Annotated in this window: 12 protein-coding genes; 8 read left to right on the forward strand and 4 right to left on the reverse strand. The window is 66.1% G+C overall.

The window, feature by feature from the left end:
* Nucleotide 1: 1 nt before the first annotated feature.
* A complete protein-coding gene (gene glmU / locus XI03_RS07660) occupies nucleotides 2-1,357 on the forward strand; it encodes a bifunctional UDP-N-acetylglucosamine diphosphorylase/glucosamine-1-phosphate N-acetyltransferase GlmU (protein ID WP_271591754.1) in 1,356 nt (451 codons plus the stop codon).
* Between the two features lie 154 nt (nucleotides 1,358-1,511).
* Here glmU and XI03_RS07665 read toward each other — a convergent pair whose 3' ends face one another.
* On the reverse strand, nucleotides 1,512-1,730 hold the full coding sequence (locus XI03_RS07665) for a hypothetical protein (RefSeq protein WP_028144547.1): 219 nt from the start codon (nucleotides 1,728-1,730) through the stop codon (nucleotides 1,512-1,514).
* Nucleotides 1,731-1,951: 221 nt separating this feature from the next.
* On the opposite strand from XI03_RS07665, the gene glmS reads away from it, so the two are divergent.
* From glmS to XI03_RS07680, 3 genes are all read left to right on the forward strand, one after another.
* Nucleotides 1,952-3,778: a glutamine--fructose-6-phosphate transaminase (isomerizing) gene (gene glmS / locus XI03_RS07670; protein ID WP_028144548.1), complete on the forward strand. Its 1,827-nt coding sequence runs from the start codon at nucleotides 1,952-1,954 to the stop codon at nucleotides 3,776-3,778.
* 84 nt (nucleotides 3,779-3,862) lie between these two features.
* Entirely contained in the window at nucleotides 3,863-4,633 is a 771-nt protein-coding gene (locus XI03_RS07675) for a DUF502 domain-containing protein (RefSeq protein WP_028144549.1), read from the forward strand.
* 104 nt (nucleotides 4,634-4,737) lie between these two features.
* Nucleotides 4,738-5,595, forward strand: coding sequence for an NAD(P)-dependent oxidoreductase (locus XI03_RS07680; protein WP_271591755.1), 858 nt, complete (start codon nucleotides 4,738-4,740; stop codon nucleotides 5,593-5,595).
* Nucleotides 5,596-5,692: 97 nt separating this feature from the next.
* Here XI03_RS07680 and recG read toward each other — a convergent pair whose 3' ends face one another.
* Nucleotides 5,693-7,801, reverse strand: coding sequence for an ATP-dependent DNA helicase RecG (gene recG, locus XI03_RS07685; RefSeq protein WP_152102923.1), 2,109 nt, complete (start codon nucleotides 7,799-7,801; stop codon nucleotides 5,693-5,695).
* 184 nt (nucleotides 7,802-7,985) lie between these two features.
* On the opposite strand from recG, the gene XI03_RS07690 reads away from it, so the two are divergent.
* From XI03_RS07690 to XI03_RS07705, 4 genes are all read left to right on the forward strand, one after another.
* Nucleotides 7,986-8,276, forward strand: a complete 291-nt coding sequence (locus tag XI03_RS07690; protein ID WP_028144552.1) for an FAD assembly factor SdhE — start codon at nucleotides 7,986-7,988, stop codon at nucleotides 8,274-8,276.
* Nucleotides 8,273-11,791: a transcription-repair coupling factor gene (gene mfd, locus XI03_RS07695; RefSeq protein ID WP_271591756.1), complete on the forward strand. Its 3,519-nt coding sequence runs from the start codon at nucleotides 8,273-8,275 to the stop codon at nucleotides 11,789-11,791. The genes XI03_RS07690 and mfd overlap by 4 nt, the downstream gene beginning before the upstream one ends.
* Before the next feature lie 250 nt (nucleotides 11,792-12,041).
* Nucleotides 12,042-12,251, forward strand: a complete 210-nt coding sequence (locus XI03_RS07700) for a cold-shock protein (RefSeq protein ID WP_028144554.1) — start codon at nucleotides 12,042-12,044, stop codon at nucleotides 12,249-12,251.
* 374 nt (nucleotides 12,252-12,625) lie between these two features.
* Nucleotides 12,626-12,862 (forward strand): hypothetical protein, encoded by a 237-nt coding sequence (locus tag XI03_RS07705; protein WP_271591757.1) that lies wholly within the window; start codon nucleotides 12,626-12,628, stop codon nucleotides 12,860-12,862.
* A 24-nt stretch (nucleotides 12,863-12,886) separates the two neighbouring features.
* On the opposite strand, the gene XI03_RS07710 is transcribed toward XI03_RS07705, so the two are convergent.
* A complete protein-coding gene (locus XI03_RS07710; protein WP_271591758.1) occupies nucleotides 12,887-14,110 on the reverse strand; it encodes a GGDEF domain-containing protein in 1,224 nt (407 codons plus the stop codon).
* Nucleotides 14,111-14,196: 86 nt separating this feature from the next.
* Nucleotides 14,197-15,699 (reverse strand): class I adenylate-forming enzyme family protein, encoded by a 1,503-nt coding sequence (locus tag XI03_RS07715; RefSeq protein ID WP_271591759.1) that lies wholly within the window; start codon nucleotides 15,697-15,699, stop codon nucleotides 14,197-14,199.
* Nucleotide 15,700 lies beyond the last annotated feature (1 nt).

Raw genomic sequence — 15,700 nt, forward strand, 5'->3', positions numbered from 1 at the left:
GATGACCGCCCGTTCCAGCCTCACGATCGTGCTCGCCGCCGGCGAAGGCACGCGCATGCGATCGAGCCTGCCGAAAGTGCTGCATCCGGTAGCCCACCAGACCTTGCTCGCCCACGTGCTCGCCGCGGCACCCAAGGGAACCGGCACCTCGCTCGCGGTCGTGATTGGCCCCGATCACCAGGCCGTCGCGGATGAGGCAAAGCGCATCCGCCCCGACGCGCTCACCTTCGTGCAGGCCGAGCGGCTCGGCACCGCGCATGCGGTGCTGGCGGCGCGCGAGGCGATCGGGCGCGGCGTGGACGATCTCCTTGTTGCCTTCGGCGATACGCCGCTGATCTCGGCCGAGACCTTTGCACGGCTGCGCGCGCCGCTCGCCAGCGGCGCCGCGATCGCCGCGCTCGGCTTTCGCGCCGCCGATCCCACCGGCTATGGCCGCTTCATCGTCGAGGGCGAACGTCTGGTCGCGATCCGCGAGCAGGCCGATGCCAGCGCAGAGGAGCGCAAGATCGATCTGTGCAATGCCGGCGTGATGGCGATCGACGGTCGCCGGGCGCTCGAAATCCTCGGGCAAATCGGCAATGCGAATTCAAAGGGCGAGTATTATCTGACCGACGCGGTCGAAATCGTCCGCAAGCAGGGATGGGAGTCCGTGGTGATCGAGACCAGCGAGGATGAAGTGCGCGGCATCAACACCAAGGCGCAGCTTGCGGAAGCCGAAGCCGTGATGCAGGCGCGCTTGCGGAAAGCGGCGATGGAGGCCGGCGTCACGCTGATCGCGCCCGAGACCGTTTATCTGTCCGCCGACACATTGTTCGGCAAGGACGTGACGATCGAGCCTTTCGTGGTGATCGGCCCCGGCGTGTCAATTGCCGACGGCACCGTGATCCACTCGTTCTCGCACATCGTGCAGACCACGCTCGGCAAGAACGTTTCGATCGGCCCCTATGCGCGCTTGAGGCCCGGCACCTCGCTCGGCGACGGCGCGCGCATCGGCAATTTCGTGGAGACCAAGGCGGCGACGCTGGAGGCCGGCGTCAAGGTCAATCATCTCTCCTACATCGGTGACGCCACCGTCGGCGCCAATTCCAACATCGGCGCCGGCACCATCACCTGCAACTACGATGGCTTCAAGAAACACAAGACAATCATCGGGCAGGGCGCCTTCGTCGGCACCAATTCCTCGCTGGTCGCCCCGGTCAAAATCGGCAATGGCGCCTATATCGGCTCGGGCTCGGTGATCACCCGCGACGTGCCTAACGATGCGATGGCACTGGAGCGCAACCAGCAGACCATCCGCGAAGGCGGCGCTGCGCGCTATCGCGAGCTGAAGACGGGCGGCAAGAAACCGGAGAAATAGGCACTATTCTGTTGTGTCGCAGCACACGCCGCCCTCATCCTGAGGGCCCGCTGGAAGCGGGCGTCTCGAAGGAGGGCCGCGGGCGAGATGCGGGGGCTTCATGGCTCGAGACGCGCTTTGCGCTCCTCACCATGAGGGTCTTCGTCCGCAGGCGTTATTCGTCGTCGGCGAATTCGGAGAAGATCGCGCGGGTCAGGCGCCAGCCGCGCGGCTTGGCGCGTTTGGCCGGCTCGCCCTCCGGATGCTTCAGGAAGACCGGCTTGCTTTCCTTGCCGCGCTGGGGCGGCGGCCAATGCGCCAAATGCGTGCCCGTGGTCTCGCTGGCACGCAAGTACATCGATGACAGACCTTTGCGGTCGGACGAGCCTTTCATGGCTTTGCTCTCCTGCACCGGAATCGTTGGTCAAACATATTGACAACAAGTTAACGTGCGCTGTCTAAGGCCGGCCAATTCGACGCAGGCGAAGCTCAGGTTGCGGTCCATGCTGTCTCAATCCGCAATAATTATTGAGTATATGGTTCCCTGGGATTTTCGCTAAAAACCGGGCGCGTCGTTTAGGCGATTTTTCGACGATTTGGGGGATAGTGATCCGCATGTGCGGGATTGTCGGCATTCTCGGGCGCGAGCCGGTTGCAGAGCAGCTGGTGGATTCGCTCAAACGTCTTGAATATCGCGGCTATGACTCGGCGGGCGTCGCCACGCTCGAAGGCAAGCACCTCGAGCGCCGTCGCGCCGAGGGCAAGCTGAAGAACCTGGAGAAGCGGCTGGAAGCCGAGCCGCTCCAGGGCACCACCGGCATCGGCCATACCCGCTGGGCCACCCACGGCAAGCCCACCGTCAACAACGCCCATCCGCACGCGACCGAGCGCGTCGCCGTGGTCCACAACGGCATCATCGAGAATTTCCGCGAGCTGCGCGAGGAGCTCGAGAAGAAGGGCACGGTGTTCCACACCGAGACCGACACCGAGATCGTGCTGCACCTGGTCGACGATTTGCTCACGCGCGGCAACAAGCCGGTCGAAGCCGTCAAGCTGGCGCTGGGGCGACTCCGCGGCGCCTTCGCGCTCGGCTTCATCTTCGCCGGCGACGGCGACCTGATGATCGGCGCCCGCAACGGGCCGCCCCTGGCGATCGGCTATGGCGACGGCGAGATGTATCTCGGCTCGGACGCTATCGCGCTCGGCCCGTTCACCGACACGATCAGCTATCTCGAAGATGGCGACTGGGTCGTGTTGACGCGCAAGAGCGCGTCGATTTTCGACAAGGACGGCAATGCCGTCCAGCGCGACAAGATCAAGCATGCCGCCTCGACTTCGCTCGTCGACAAGGCGAACTATCGCCACTTCATGGCGAAGGAGATCCACGAGCAGCCGGAAGTGGTCGGCCACACGCTGGCGCGATACGTCGACATGGCAACCGAGCGTGTCGCGCTGCCGGTCAAGCTGCCGTTCGACTTCAAGAACATTCAGCGCATCAACATTACGGCGTGCGGCACCGCGAGCTATGCCGGCTACGTCGCAAAATACTGGTTCGAGCGCTTTGCGCGCGTGCCGGTCGAGGTCGATGTCGCCTCCGAATTCCGCTACCGCGAGGCGCCCTTGCGCAAGGGCGATCTCGCCATCTTCATCTCGCAGTCCGGCGAGACCGCCGACACCCTGGCGGCACTGCGCTATGCCAAGGCCGAGGGCGTGCACACGGTCGCCGTCGTCAACGTGCCGACCTCGACGATCGCGCGCGAGAGCGAGACCGTGCTGCAGACGCTCGCGGGCCCCGAGATCGGCGTCGCCTCGACCAAGGCCTTCACCTGTCAGCTCATGGTGCTCGCAAACCTCGCGATCGCGGCCGGCAAGGCGCGCGGCGAATTGTCCGACGAGGATGAGACCAAGCTGGTCCATGGCCTCGTCGAGGTCCCGCGCCTGATGGCGGATGCGCTCACCACCGAGCTGCAGATCGAAAAGCTCGCGCACAGGATCGCCAAGTCGCGCGACGTGCTCTATCTCGGCCGCGGCACCAGCTTCCCGCTTGCGCTCGAAGGCGCGCTGAAGCTGAAGGAGATCTCCTACATCCACGCCGAGGGGTATGCTGCCGGCGAGCTCAAGCACGGGCCGATCGCGCTGATCGACGAGACGATGCCTGTCGTCGTCATCGCGCCTTACGACCGGGTGTTCGAAAAGACGGTCTCCAACATGCAGGAGGTCGCTGCGCGCGGCGGCAACATCATCCTGATGACGGACGCGAAGGGTGCGGAAGAGGCGACCGTGGAGTCCCTCGTCACCATCGTCATGCCCGACATGGCGGCGGCCTTCACCCCGATGGTCTATGCCGTTCCCGTGCAGCTGCTCGCCTATCACACGGCTGTCGTCATGGGGACCGACGTCGACCAGCCTCGCAACCTCGCGAAATCGGTGACCGTGGAATAGGCAGAAGGGATATCAGTCGGTCGCGGTCTTCCAAAACCTGCTAGAAGACCCTAGCTTGTGTGCTGCGACCGACCTGGAACCCGAATGACCCCCCGCGACGACGCGCCTGCGCCTCTTGATCCCCTCCCGGAACCGCATACCGGCCTGATGGGCCGCTTCCGCAACTATTTTCTGACTGGCCTCGTGGTGACGGGCCCAATCGCCATCACCCTGTATCTGGTCTGGTGGTTCGTGACCTGGGTCGACGGCGTGGTGCGGCCGTTCGTGCCGCTGGCCTACCGGCCCGAAACCTATTTGCCGTACGTCATTCCCGGCTGGGGATTGGTCGTCGCATTTTTCACGCTGACGCTGGTCGGATTCCTCGCCGCCAACCTGATCGGCCGGACGCTGGTCGATGTCGGCGAGACCTTCCTCGGCCGGATCCCGGCCGTGCGCGCCATCTATCGCGGCCTGAAGCAGGTGTTCGAGACGCTGTTCTCGGGCAAGGGCTCGAGCTTCCGCAAAGTCGGGCTGGTCGAGTTTCCCTCGCCAGGCATGTGGTCGATCGTGCTGATCTCGCAATCGCCGAATGAAGAGGTCGCGCGCAGCCTGCCGGGGCAGGAGGAGCATGTCTCCGTGTTCCTGCCGTGCTCGCCGAACCCGACCACCGGATTCTTCTTCTACGTGCCCAAGAGCAAGATCGTCGAAGTCGACATGAGCACCGAAGACGCCGCGACCTTGATCATGTCGGCCGGCGTGGTGCAGCCGGGCTCGGCACCCGATCCGAAAAAGGCCGCCGCGCTCGCGGGCATGGCGAATGCCGCGCGCATCGCCAACGCCTCGGCGCTTCGGCCCGAGCCTGCGAAGGTGGAGTAGGGCCATTCCCTCGCGGGATGGCCGCAGTCACGCGCGCGTTCGCATCCTCTGATATCCTCCGGTTCACCTGAGCGCCTCGCTCGGAATTCGATCTGGAGTACATGATGTCCAAGACCATTGCGATCCTCGCGCCCGGCGCCATGGGCAGCGCCGTCGCCCGCCGCCTCAGTGAGCACGGCGCGCGCGTGCTGACGTCTTTGGACGGGCGGAGCGAGGCGACGCGGAAACGCGCGGCAGATGCCGGCATGGTCGGCGCCGATGACAATCAAATTGCGAGCGCCGACATCATCCTCTCGATCGTGCCGCCGGGCGAAGCCGTTGCGCTGGCTGAGCGGCTGGCCGCGCTGATCGTCAGGCGCGAGAAGAAGCCAATCGTGGTCGATTGTAACGCCGTCAACGTCGATACCGTGCAGAGAATTGAGGAGATCATCGGCTCGGCGCAGGCGCCGTTCGTCGATGGCGGCATCATCGGCTTTCCGCCGCAGCCCGGCGGCAAGAGCCCGGCCTTCTACATGTCCGGCGCATACGCCAAGGACGTCGCGGCGCTGAAGGAGTTCGGCCTGGACGTGCGCATTGTGGAGGGGCCTGTCGGCGCGGCGTCCGCCCTGAAAATGTCCTACGCCGGCATCGTCAAGGGTCTCGCCGGCATCGGCTCGGCCATGGTGATCGCGGCAACGAAAGCGGGCGCTGCGGACGCGTTGCGTGACGAACTGGCGCTGAGCCAGGCCGCGATCCTGGCGCGGCTCGAGGTCGCGCTGCCTGACATGATCCCGAAAGCGTATCGCTGGGTCGCGGAGATGCGGGAGATTTCCGGATTCCTCGGCCCGGATCATCCGGCCAGCCAGATCTATGAGGGCTTTGCGAGATGGTTCGAGCATCTCGCCGAGGATGCAAATGGTGAGGCGGCGGATGCCGCGCTGATGAAGGCGTTCGCTGCGGGGATCGCGCAGAAGAAAGCCTAGTCGCTCCCGCGAGCCGGTTTGCTTCAGATGTAAAGGTCTCTCTCCACACGAGGGGGAGTCTCCGCGAGTCCCTTTGCGACGATCTTTGCGGAAGCCCTCAGCCCGCGCCGATCAGCGGGATCGCCTCGTCGCGCTCATACAGATACAGCAGGCACCGCAGCGCCTCGCCGCGCTCGCCCTTCAGCTTTGGATCGTCCTTGAGGATGCGAAGCGCCTCGTCGCGCGCCTGGGTGATGAGCTGGCCGTGGACCTCCGAGCGCGCGATGCGGTAGCCGGGCAGGCCGCTCTGGCGCACGCCAAGCACGTCGCCTTCGCCGCGCAGCTTCAAATCCTCCTCGGCGATACGAAAACCGTCGGTGGTCTCCCGGATCACCTTCAGCCGCGCCTTCGACATCTCGCCGAGCGGCTCGGAGTAGAGCAGCAGGCAGGTCGAGGCCTCCGAGCCGCGTCCGATCCGGCCGCGCAGCTGGTGCAGCTGGGCGAGGCCAAAACGCTCGGCATTCTCGATCACCATGATGGTCGCCGCCGGCACATCGACGCCGACCTCGACCACGGTGGTCGCGACCAGCAGGCCGATCTCGTGGGCGGCGAACTGGCCCATCACGCGGTCCTTCTCGGTGCCCTTCATCTGGCCGTGCACGAGCCCGACGCGCTCGCCGAACCGCTTCTGCAGGCTCTCGAAACGCTTCGTCGCGTTGGTGAGGTGCTCGGTGCCTTCGGCCTCGGATTCCTCGACCAGCGGGCAGATCCAGTAAACCAGCTTGCCCGCCTGCAGCGCGCGGCCGATGCTGTCTGTGACTTCGGCGAGGCGGCTGATCGATATGGTGCGGGTTTCGATCGGCTGGCGGCCGGCGGGCTTTTCGCGCAGCTCGGAAATGTCCATGTCGCCGAAATAGGTCAGCACCAGCGTGCGCGGGATCGGCGTCGCGCTCAGCACCAGCACGTCGACGGCCTCGCCCTTGGACGTCAGCGCGAGCCGTTCGCGCACGCCAAAGCGGTGCTGCTCGTCGACGATCGCGAGGGCAAGATCGTGGAAGATCACATCGTCCTGGATCAGCGCATGGGTGCCGACCAGGAGGTCGATCTCGCCGGCTTCGAGCTGCGCGATGATCTCACGCCGCTCCTTGCCCTTTTCGCGGCCGGTGAGGATCGCAACCCGCATGCCGGCGCGCTCGGCGAGCGGGGCGATGGTCTTGATGTGCTGGCGCGCCAGGATTTCGGTCGGTGCCATCAGCGCGGCCTGCTTGCCGACCTCCGTGACGGCCGCGGCCGCGAGCAGCGCGACCACGGTCTTGCCGGAGCCGACGTCGCCCTGGAGCAGGCGCAACATGCGCACGGGCTGTTGCAGATCGCTGGCGATCGCCGCGGCCGCGTCACGCTGGGACAGCGTCAATGCATAGGGCAGGGCGTCGATGATCTTGTTGCGCAAGTGCCCGTCACCGGAATTGCGCACGCCGGCGGGCCGGCGCAATTGCGCGCGGATCAAGGCGAGCGCGAGCTGGCCGGCCAGGAGCTCGTCAAAGGCGAGTCGCGACCAGAACGGCTGATCGGGCAGGATGTCCGTGAGCTCGACCGGCTGGTGCACACGGTTGAGCGCCTCGGTGATCGCAGGAAGATTGCAGCGGCGCATCACCTCCGGGCTGATCCACTCCGGCAAAGCCGGCAGCTTCTGCAGCGCCTGCGCGATCGCGCGGCGGAGTGAGCCGAGCGCGAGGCCCTCCGTCAGCGGATAGACCGGGTCGATGCCGGAGAGCTTTGCGATCGCCTCCTCGTCCAGCACGCGGTCGGGATGCACCATTTGCGGGATGCCGTCGTACATCTGCAGCGTGCCGGAGACGTAGCGCTTCTCCCCCATTGGCAGCAGTTTTTCGACATAGCCGGGCTTGGCGCGGAAGAAGGTCAGCACGACGTCGCCGGTGTCGTCGCTGGCATAGACGAGATAGGGTGCGCGCGCGTTGCGCGGTGGAGGCGGGCGGTGGCGGTCGACGGTGACCTCCAGCGTCACCATGGTTCCGACCGCGGCGTCGCGGATCTTCGGCCGGGCGCGGCGGTCGATGACCTGGCTCGGCAGATGCAGCAGCAGGTCGACCAGCCGCGGCGTCTCGCTGCGGCTGAGCAAATATTGCAGCAGCTTGTCCTGCTTCGGACCGACGCCGGGCAGGCTGGTCACGGGAGCAAACAGCGGATTGAGCAGGCTGGGGCGCATGGATGCGAATCTAGGATCGTTTCGGCCCGTCATGCCCGGCTTTATGCCGGGCATCCACGGCTTTTTTCGCGGCCGCACCCGGGCGGCAGGCTTGCCAAATCGAGGGCTGACACGGCCACCCCGAATGGCTATATCAGCCCCGCCCGGCACGTCCGGGCTTTCTGCGTTTGACTGGATTTGAGACATGACGGGAACGACACGATCGAGCAGCGGGCTGGACGACCGCCGCAAGCGGCTTTTGTTCCGCTGCTGGCACCGCGGCACGCGCGAGATGGACCTGATCCTCGGCCGCTTTGCGGATGCCGAGATCGGCAATCTGTCGGACGCCGAGCTGACCGAGCTCGAGACCTTGCTCGAGGTCAACGATCCCGATCTCTATGCCGCCATCACCGGCGACAAGGTGCTGCCGGCTGATGTCACCGGCGCGCTGTTTGCCCGCATCAAGGCCTATCCGATCGCGGACCGCGACGCATGAAGCAGGGAATGAAATCTCCGGCCGAGCTGCTTGCGCCCGGCCGTGTGCTGACGCTTGCCAATGTCGCGGAAGGCGCCGAAGGCCTGGTCGTCTCCGATCTCGCCCGCGCCATCGCGGCGCGGCCGAAGAAGCCGGCCGTCAGCCTTGCCGTGGTCTGCCGCGACGGTCCGCGCATGCAGCAGCTCGAACGCGCGCTGCAGTTCTTCGCGCCCGATCTGCCGGTGCTCCAGTTCCCGGCCTGGGACTGCCAGCCCTATGACCGCGTCTCGCCGCATGGCGGCATTTTGGCACAACGCCTGACCACGCTGGCGCGGCTGGCCTCGCTCACCGGCAGCGACAAGCCGCTGATCGTGCTGACCACGGTGAATGCGATCGTGCAGCGCGTGCCGGCGCGTGAACTCGTCGCGGCGCAGGCGCTGTCGGTGGCACCCGGCAACGTCGTGCCGATGGACACCATCGTCGCCTGGCTCGAGCACAACGGTTACAACCGTTCCTCGACCGTGCGTGAGCCCGGTGAATATGCCGTGCGCGGCGGCATCCTCGATCTGTTTCCGGCCGGCCTCGAGCAGCCGGTGCGCTTCGACTTCTTCGGCGACAGCCTGGAATCGATCCGCTCCTTCGACGCCGAGACCCAGCGCACGCTGCTCGACATGCGCTCGCTCGACCTCGTGCCGATCTCGGAATTCCAGCTCGTCACCGACACCATCCGCCGTTTCCGCATGGGCTATGTCGCCGAGTTCGGCGCGCCCGAGCGCGACGATGCGCTGTATGAAGCCGTCAGCGAAGGCCGCCGCCATCCCGGCATGGAGCACTGGCTGCCGCTGTTCCAGGACCGGATGGACACGCTGTTCGATTATCTGCAGGGCGCGCCCATCGCGATCGAGCCGCAGGCCGAGGACGCCGTCCGCGAGCGATTCAAGCAGATCCAGGACTATTACGAGGCCCGCCGCGATGCCATGGAGCATCCCGCCGGCGGCGCCATCTACAAGCCGCTGCCGCCGGACCGGCTCTATCTGACCAGCGAGGAATGGACCAGGCGCGAGAGCGACATGCCGCTGCTGCGGTTGACGCAGTTCTCGGTTCCTGCCGACGGGACCAGTGTCATCGACGCCGGTGCCCGCAAGGGCCGCGATTTCGCGCCGGAGCGCAACGACAACACGGTCAACGTGTTCGAGTCCGTCGTCAGCCACGTCATGGCGCTGCACGCCCAGCGCAAGAAGGTCGTGATCGCGCTCTGGAGCGAGGGCTCACGCGACCGCATGAATTCGATGCTGCGCGACCACAAGCTGGCCCACACCACCAGCGTCAACAGCTGGCGGACGGTGCAGGCCACCCCGCGCAACGAGACCATGCTGGCCGTGCTCGGCCTCGAAAGCGGTTTCGAGACCGATGAGATCGCGCTCATCAGCGAGCAGGACATCCTTGGCGATCGCCTGGTGCGGCCGCGCAAGGCCAGCCGCAAGCTCGACAATTTCATCTCGGAGGTGACGAGCCTTGCCGCGGGGGACATCGTCGTCCACGTCGACCACGGCATCGGCCGCTTCATCGGCCTCCAGACCCTCGATGTCGCCGGCGCGCCGCATGACTGTCTCGAGCTGCACTATGCCGCCGAGACAAAACTGTTCCTGCCGGTCGAGAACATCGAGCTGCTGTCGCGCTACGGCTCGGACCAGACCACGGTCGAGCTCGATCGCCTCGGCGGCGGCGGCTGGCAGACCCGCAAGGCAAAACTCAAGAACCGCATCCGCGAGATCGCGGGCGAGCTGATCAAGATCGCCGCCGCGCGTCATCTGCACGAGGCGCCCAAGCTGCCGGTGCAGCAGGGCCTGTACGACGAGTTCTGCGCGCGCTTCCCGTATGACGAGACTGAGGACCAGCTAGGGGCGATCGAATCCACGCTGAAGGATCTCGAACTCGGCCGTCCCATGGACCGGCTGATCTGCGGCGACGTCGGCTTCGGCAAGACCGAGGTGGCGTTGCGCGCGGCCTTTGCCGTCGCGCTCGAAGGCAAGCAGGTCGCCGTGGTGGTGCCGACCACGCTGCTCGCACGCCAGCACGCGAAGACCTTCACCGAGCGCTTCAAGGGCTTTCCGGTCAACGTGGCGCAGGCCTCGCGCCTGGTCGCGACCAAGGAGCTCAATCTGGTCAAGAAAGGCATCGCCGACGGTTCGGTCGACATCGTCGTCGGCACCCACGCGCTGCTCGGCAAGGCCATCAAGTTCCGCGACCTCGGCCTCGTCATCGTCGACGAGGAGCAGCATTTTGGCGTCACTCACAAGGAGCGGCTGAAGGCGCTGCGCTCCGAGGTGCACGTACTGACGCTGTCGGCAACCCCGATTCCGCGCACGCTGCAGCTGGCGCTGACCGGGGTTCGCGAGCTCTCGATCATCGCATCGCCCCCGGTTGATCGCCTCGCGGTGCGCACCTTCGTCGCTCCGCATGATCCGCTGATGATCCGCGAGGCGCTGCTGCGCGAGCGCTACCGCGGCGGCCAGGCGTTCTACGTGGTGCCGCGCATCGACGACCTCGCCGAGGTCAAGGATTTCCTCGACAAGAACGTGCCGGAGATGAAGGTCGCGGTCGCGCACGGCCAGATGCCGCCCGCCGTGATCGAGGACATCATGACCGCTTTCTACGACGGCAAGTTCGACATCCTGCTGTCCACCACGATCGTCGAGTCCGGCCTCGACATCCCCAACGCCAACACGCTGATCGTGCACCGCGCCGACATGTTCGGCCTCGCCCAGCTCTACCAGCTGCGCGGCCGCGTCGGCCGCTCCAAGCTGCGTGCGTATGCGCTGTTCACGCTGCCGGCGCAGCAGAAGATCACAGCGCAGGCCGAGCGCCGGCTCACCGTGCTGCAATCGCTGGAGACGCTGGGCGCGGGCTTCCAGCTCGCCTCGCACGACCTCGACATCCGCGGCGCCGGCAATCTGCTCGGCGAGGAGCAGTCCGGCCACATCAAGGAGGTCGGCTTCGAGCTCTATCAGTCGATGCTGGAGGAGGCGATCGTCAACCTCAAGGCCGGCGTCTCCGAGCCCGCCGCCGACCGCTGGTCGCCGTCAATCACCATCGGCATGCCCGTGCTCATTCCGGAGGATTATGTCGGCGATCTCTCGGTGCGGCTGTCGCTGTACCGGCGGCTCGCCGATCTCGACACCGAGGAGGAGATCGAGAATTTTGGCGCCGAGATGCGCGATCGCTTCGGCGTGCTGCCGGACGAGGTGCGCTACCTCTTCAAGGTCGCCGCGATCAAGGCGTTCTGCCGCCGCGCCAATGTCGGGAAGATCGATGCCGGCCCGAAGGGCGCCGTCATCGACTTCCGCGACAATTCCTTCGCCCATCCCGATCGTCTGGTGAGCTTCATCCGCAGCTACGGCCAGGCCGCCAAGGTTCGGCCCGATATGAAGGTGGTGTTCCTGCAGGATTGGGAGACGCCGGAAGAGCGTCTCGTTGGGACGACGGAGATCATGCGCCAGCTGGCGCAGCTCGCGGAAAGCAAGAAGGCGGCGTGAGGCGCTGTGATATCTGCAGAGGCGATGCGGCTTGAATCGTTGCGCGGCCTCTGGATCTGAAGACAATGACGTATGGTCACTTGCGGAATGACCGAGCAGTATCTATATCCAAATCATCGAGTTTCGGCCGAACGACTTGGCCTCGCCGCTTTCAAGCGCGCCTGACTGACGACCCTCCCTCCAGATCTCGACGACATCGACCGCGCTTTTGAGCGTGGCCAAACGCTTATCTATCGTAAAGGACGACCCCATGACGACGGGAACTGTGAAGTGGTTTAACAGCCAAAAGGGTTTCGGATTCATTCAGCCCGACCAGGGCAGCCAGGATGTGTTCGTTCATATCAGCGCCGTTGAACGCGCCGGCATGAATACCCTCAACGAAGGGCAGAAGGTTTCATTCGAAATCGTTGCAGACCGCCGGACCGGCAAGTCTGCTGCTGAAGATCTGCGCGCCGCATAGGCTGTCGCAATCGACATGACGTTGCTTTGACCACGGATGTACTGGCAGAGCTTCGGATCTCTTGACCCGCGACCGTTCACCGGCCGCGGGTTTTTTGCACCGGTTACCGCCTGATCGCGAATGCGAATGGTGGCGTTTCGCGCGAAAATTCCCATATAGACTTCATGACCAATTGGCAGAAGTCGACCACGCGACAAGCACCCAAGACCAAGGCAGAGCTCCGCCTGATGCTGACCGAAGCGGTCCGCAATACGCAACCGAGCCTCGAGTCAGAGCGAAGATTGAAAGCCAGGAAGATCGCGGCCGGGACGGCTCGCGCCGATCCAGCCTCCGGGGTCGCCTTACCGGTTCGCTAAGCCGCGAGAAGGAGCAGCATGCGCAAGGTTCCCCAGCCCACCGAGCAAGAGATTCGGGAGGGCCCTCAGGCGGTGTCCTTCCAGATCGCGAACGGGAACACGCGGCAGAGCTGTATTCTTCAAACAAATTTCCCGACCAAGGCGCAGGCGCAGAGATACCTTCTGGCGAACTGGCCGGCCGTCGAGAAGATGGCGCGCGACGCTCTCGCGATGGGGACCGTCGAGGACGGCCAGATCAAGCTCATGATGGTTTGAGCGATCGAGCCGTGCCGGCGGATGCTACGATGCCGCCCGCGACGCATCCGCCGACAGCCGCCCCAGCAGCGACCTTGCCGTATCCGACGGCGACAGCGAGTCCACGCTGACGACGGGCTCGCTGCGCATCTCGTGCTTGCCGTTGGAGGTGTGCCGCATCACCGCCGAGAGGCGGCGGGCGATCATGTGGGCGGTGCGGAAGTCGGTTTCCGCGAACACGACGATGACCGAGCCGTCCTTCTGCGCCGCGCCGAAATCCATCTGACGCATCAGGCGGCTGAGGATGCGCGCGGCACCGAGCTGGGCGCGGGAATTGCCGGGGTCGAAGGCGAACCGCGCGACCGACAAACCACCGCCGCGGGCGAGCGTCTGCTCGACCGCCTTGGCAAAATCGCGGGCGAAGGCTTCAACCGTGAGCAGGCCGCTGCGCGGATCGAGCCAGCCGCCGGCATCGATCGAGCGGAGCGTGCGGCTCAATTGTGCTTCCATCGCATGCTGGCGGATCAGGGGCAGCGCATTGGCCGCGACGTTCGCCGGCTCGCCCGGGATCAGCTCGAGATTGGGCAGATCGTAGATCTGTGTCAGCTGGTGCGCGGTGACGACGACGGGCAGGCTGCGGAAGCGGGAGTCCTCGGCGAGCACCGTTAGAAAGGCGTCGGTGACGCGCGCGGTAAAACCTTCGGCGAGCACGACGCCGTCGAGGTCACGGGTGTTGAGATGTTTCGCGGCGGCCTCGATCGAGAGCGCGCCGACGACGCCGGCACGTTCGCCGAGCGCGACGGAGAGCGCGGGATAGGCCGAGCCGCGGCCGATCAGGAGCACGGTGGCATCGCGGGCGGGATCGCCTTGCGGCAGCGCGACCTTCACTTCCGGCAGCCGGCGCAGCACCGTGGCATGCAGGGTGCGCACGCGCAGAGCGGCGCGAAGGCGCGCGATCAGGCGGTCGGAATTGCCGCCGCGCGAGGAGAACGGCAGGGCGTTGTGGGGCAGCGTGCCTGCAGCATCGAGGGCCACGAAAGGAAGGTAGAGCGACTGGTCGGCGATCTTCTTGGCGAGCGGCGCAATATGCGGCTCATGACCGCCGGACATCTGGGCGAGAACCGCGGCCGGCTGGACCTGCTCGACGGCGCGCGCTGCGCTGGCCCAGTCGGTGTCGACGACGGGAAAGAGCCGGGCCTCGTCCAGCGCCGCAATGAAGGGCGGCCGCTCGGCATTGGACACAAACAGGATCGGGCCCGCCTGGGACATTCGCAAAACTCTGATCACGCGACAGATGCCCCGCAATCTAGTTTGGCCGCCTTAATGCAGCGTCAACGTACCAGGCGAAACCGCGCCTAGCCGGGGCCGGAACGGTCGCGAAAAGCTTCGACCATCAGGGGGTTAAGCCCGAGCTCGCTGAGCGCCTCGCGGGCCCGGGTATTGTCCTGCGCGCGTCCGGCCAGCCGGTGGCCGGAAAGCCGGTCGGGCAGCGCGGTGAGCAGGGCGCCCTGGCCGAGCCGGCGAGCCCATTCCTGAAGGTCGTTGGAGAGGAAGCGGTAGCCGCCGACGGCCATGATGCCGGAGGGGGGCGCGGTGATGCAGATCGCGCCGCTCGGACGGTCGAGCCGGGCGGCATAGCCGGTGTCGACATAATCGCGCGGCGGCTGCGCGGTCAGCGTGTCTCCGACCGGCTGCGGCGGGGCATAGGCCGCGATCGGCACCATCGCGCCTCGCAGGCCGAGCGTGCCCTTCGGCGTCAGCAGGATCTCGCCCGCAATGGACGAGCCGGATTGCTCGCGCGGGGCGCCGTGCGGCCCGGGCATCACCGCAACGGGCATACCGTCCTCGCCGCGGCGGGCGCCGAACAGCCCGGCCTCGCCGAACAGGTAGACGTCGGTCAGCGGGGCATGGGGCGCGATCCAGGCATCGCTCGCCGCCACCTGCTCGGGCGCGCGCCACAGGCCGATGACATTGCGCAAGGTCGGCATCCGCGCCGCCAGGTCGGCATCGCCAAGACGCAGCGCGAGCTGCGCCGGCGCGATCAGCACCTCGCATTCATGCTCGTTGATCTGCTGCTCCAGCACCTCGTTCTCGAACGGATGATGCAGCGCCAGCGCGCCGCCGGAGAGCAGCCACACCGCGAGCGAGGAGGCGAGCCCTGCGAACGACATCGGCGTGAACGCCGCCATCACGGTCGCGCCCTGCCTGATGTCGGCTTCCAGCGACATCGCAAGCCCGCCGGCGATCAGGCTGAAATGCGGCCGCGGCACCGGGCGAAAGCCTTCGGCCGTGACGTCGAAGGAGATCATCGCCGCCTTGCGGCCGTCCTGAATCACGGCGCGCGTGGTGCCGGGCGGGCGGGCCAGCACCTCGTCGAGCGAAGCCATGCCTTCCGGTAGATCGGTGCCGAAGCCGCAGACGTGACGGATCGAGAAGGCTTCCGCGGCCGCATGCATCGCCAGATCGGCATAGCTGACGCCGTCGACCGTGCTCATGGTGACGATGGCGCGCGCCGCGGTGCGGTTCAGCGCGGCGGTCAGTTCCGCGTGCCGCCAGAGCAGCGGCAGCACCGCGACGACGAGGCCGGCGCGATGGGCGGCGAGCACGGTGAGCACGAACTCGACCGTGGCAGGCAATTGGATCGCGATGACGGAATTGGCCGGCAGGCCTGATTCGACGAAATAAGCCGACAGCGCCTCGATGGCCGTGTCGGCTTCGGCATAGGTCATCCGCCGCGGCTGGTGCCCGGTCACGCGGGCCTTGTTGAGGGGATCAAGCAGGGCGGGCGCGTGCGGCTGCCGGATCAGCGTGCGCTGAAACAACGTGTCGAGCGTCGGCGATACGGCTGGCTGGTTCACG

The organism is Bradyrhizobium sp. CCBAU 65884, from assembly GCF_028128835.1.
Taxonomy (GTDB): Bacteria; Pseudomonadota; Alphaproteobacteria; order Rhizobiales; family Xanthobacteraceae; genus Bradyrhizobium; species Bradyrhizobium ottawaense.

Bases quoted from the DNA above. Each gene is read 5' to 3' on its own strand.
- glmU (WP_271591754.1), top strand. From the start codon at position 2: ATGACCGCCCGTTCCAGCCTCACGATCGTGCTCGCCGCCGGCGAAGGC.
- XI03_RS07680 (WP_271591755.1), top strand. From the start codon at position 4,738: ATGTCCAAGACCATTGCGATCCTCGCGCCCGGCGCCATGGGCAGCGCC.
- XI03_RS07710 (WP_271591758.1), bottom strand. From the start codon at position 14,110: ATGTCCCAGGCGGGCCCGATCCTGTTTGTGTCCAATGCCGAGCGGCCG.
- recG (WP_152102923.1), bottom strand. From the start codon at position 7,801: ATGCGCCCCAGCCTGCTCAATCCGCTGTTTGCTCCCGTGACCAGCCTG.
- XI03_RS07665 (WP_028144547.1), bottom strand. From the start codon at position 1,730: ATGAAAGGCTCGTCCGACCGCAAAGGTCTGTCATCGATGTACTTGCGT.
- XI03_RS07705 (WP_271591757.1), top strand. From the start codon at position 12,626: ATGCGCAAGGTTCCCCAGCCCACCGAGCAAGAGATTCGGGAGGGCCCT.
- XI03_RS07700 (WP_028144554.1), top strand. From the start codon at position 12,042: ATGACGACGGGAACTGTGAAGTGGTTTAACAGCCAAAAGGGTTTCGGA.
- XI03_RS07690 (WP_028144552.1), top strand. From the start codon at position 7,986: ATGACGGGAACGACACGATCGAGCAGCGGGCTGGACGACCGCCGCAAG.
- mfd (WP_271591756.1), top strand. From the start codon at position 8,273: ATGAAGCAGGGAATGAAATCTCCGGCCGAGCTGCTTGCGCCCGGCCGT.
- XI03_RS07675 (WP_028144549.1), top strand. From the start codon at position 3,863: ATGACCCCCCGCGACGACGCGCCTGCGCCTCTTGATCCCCTCCCGGAA.
- glmS (WP_028144548.1), top strand. From the start codon at position 1,952: ATGTGCGGGATTGTCGGCATTCTCGGGCGCGAGCCGGTTGCAGAGCAG.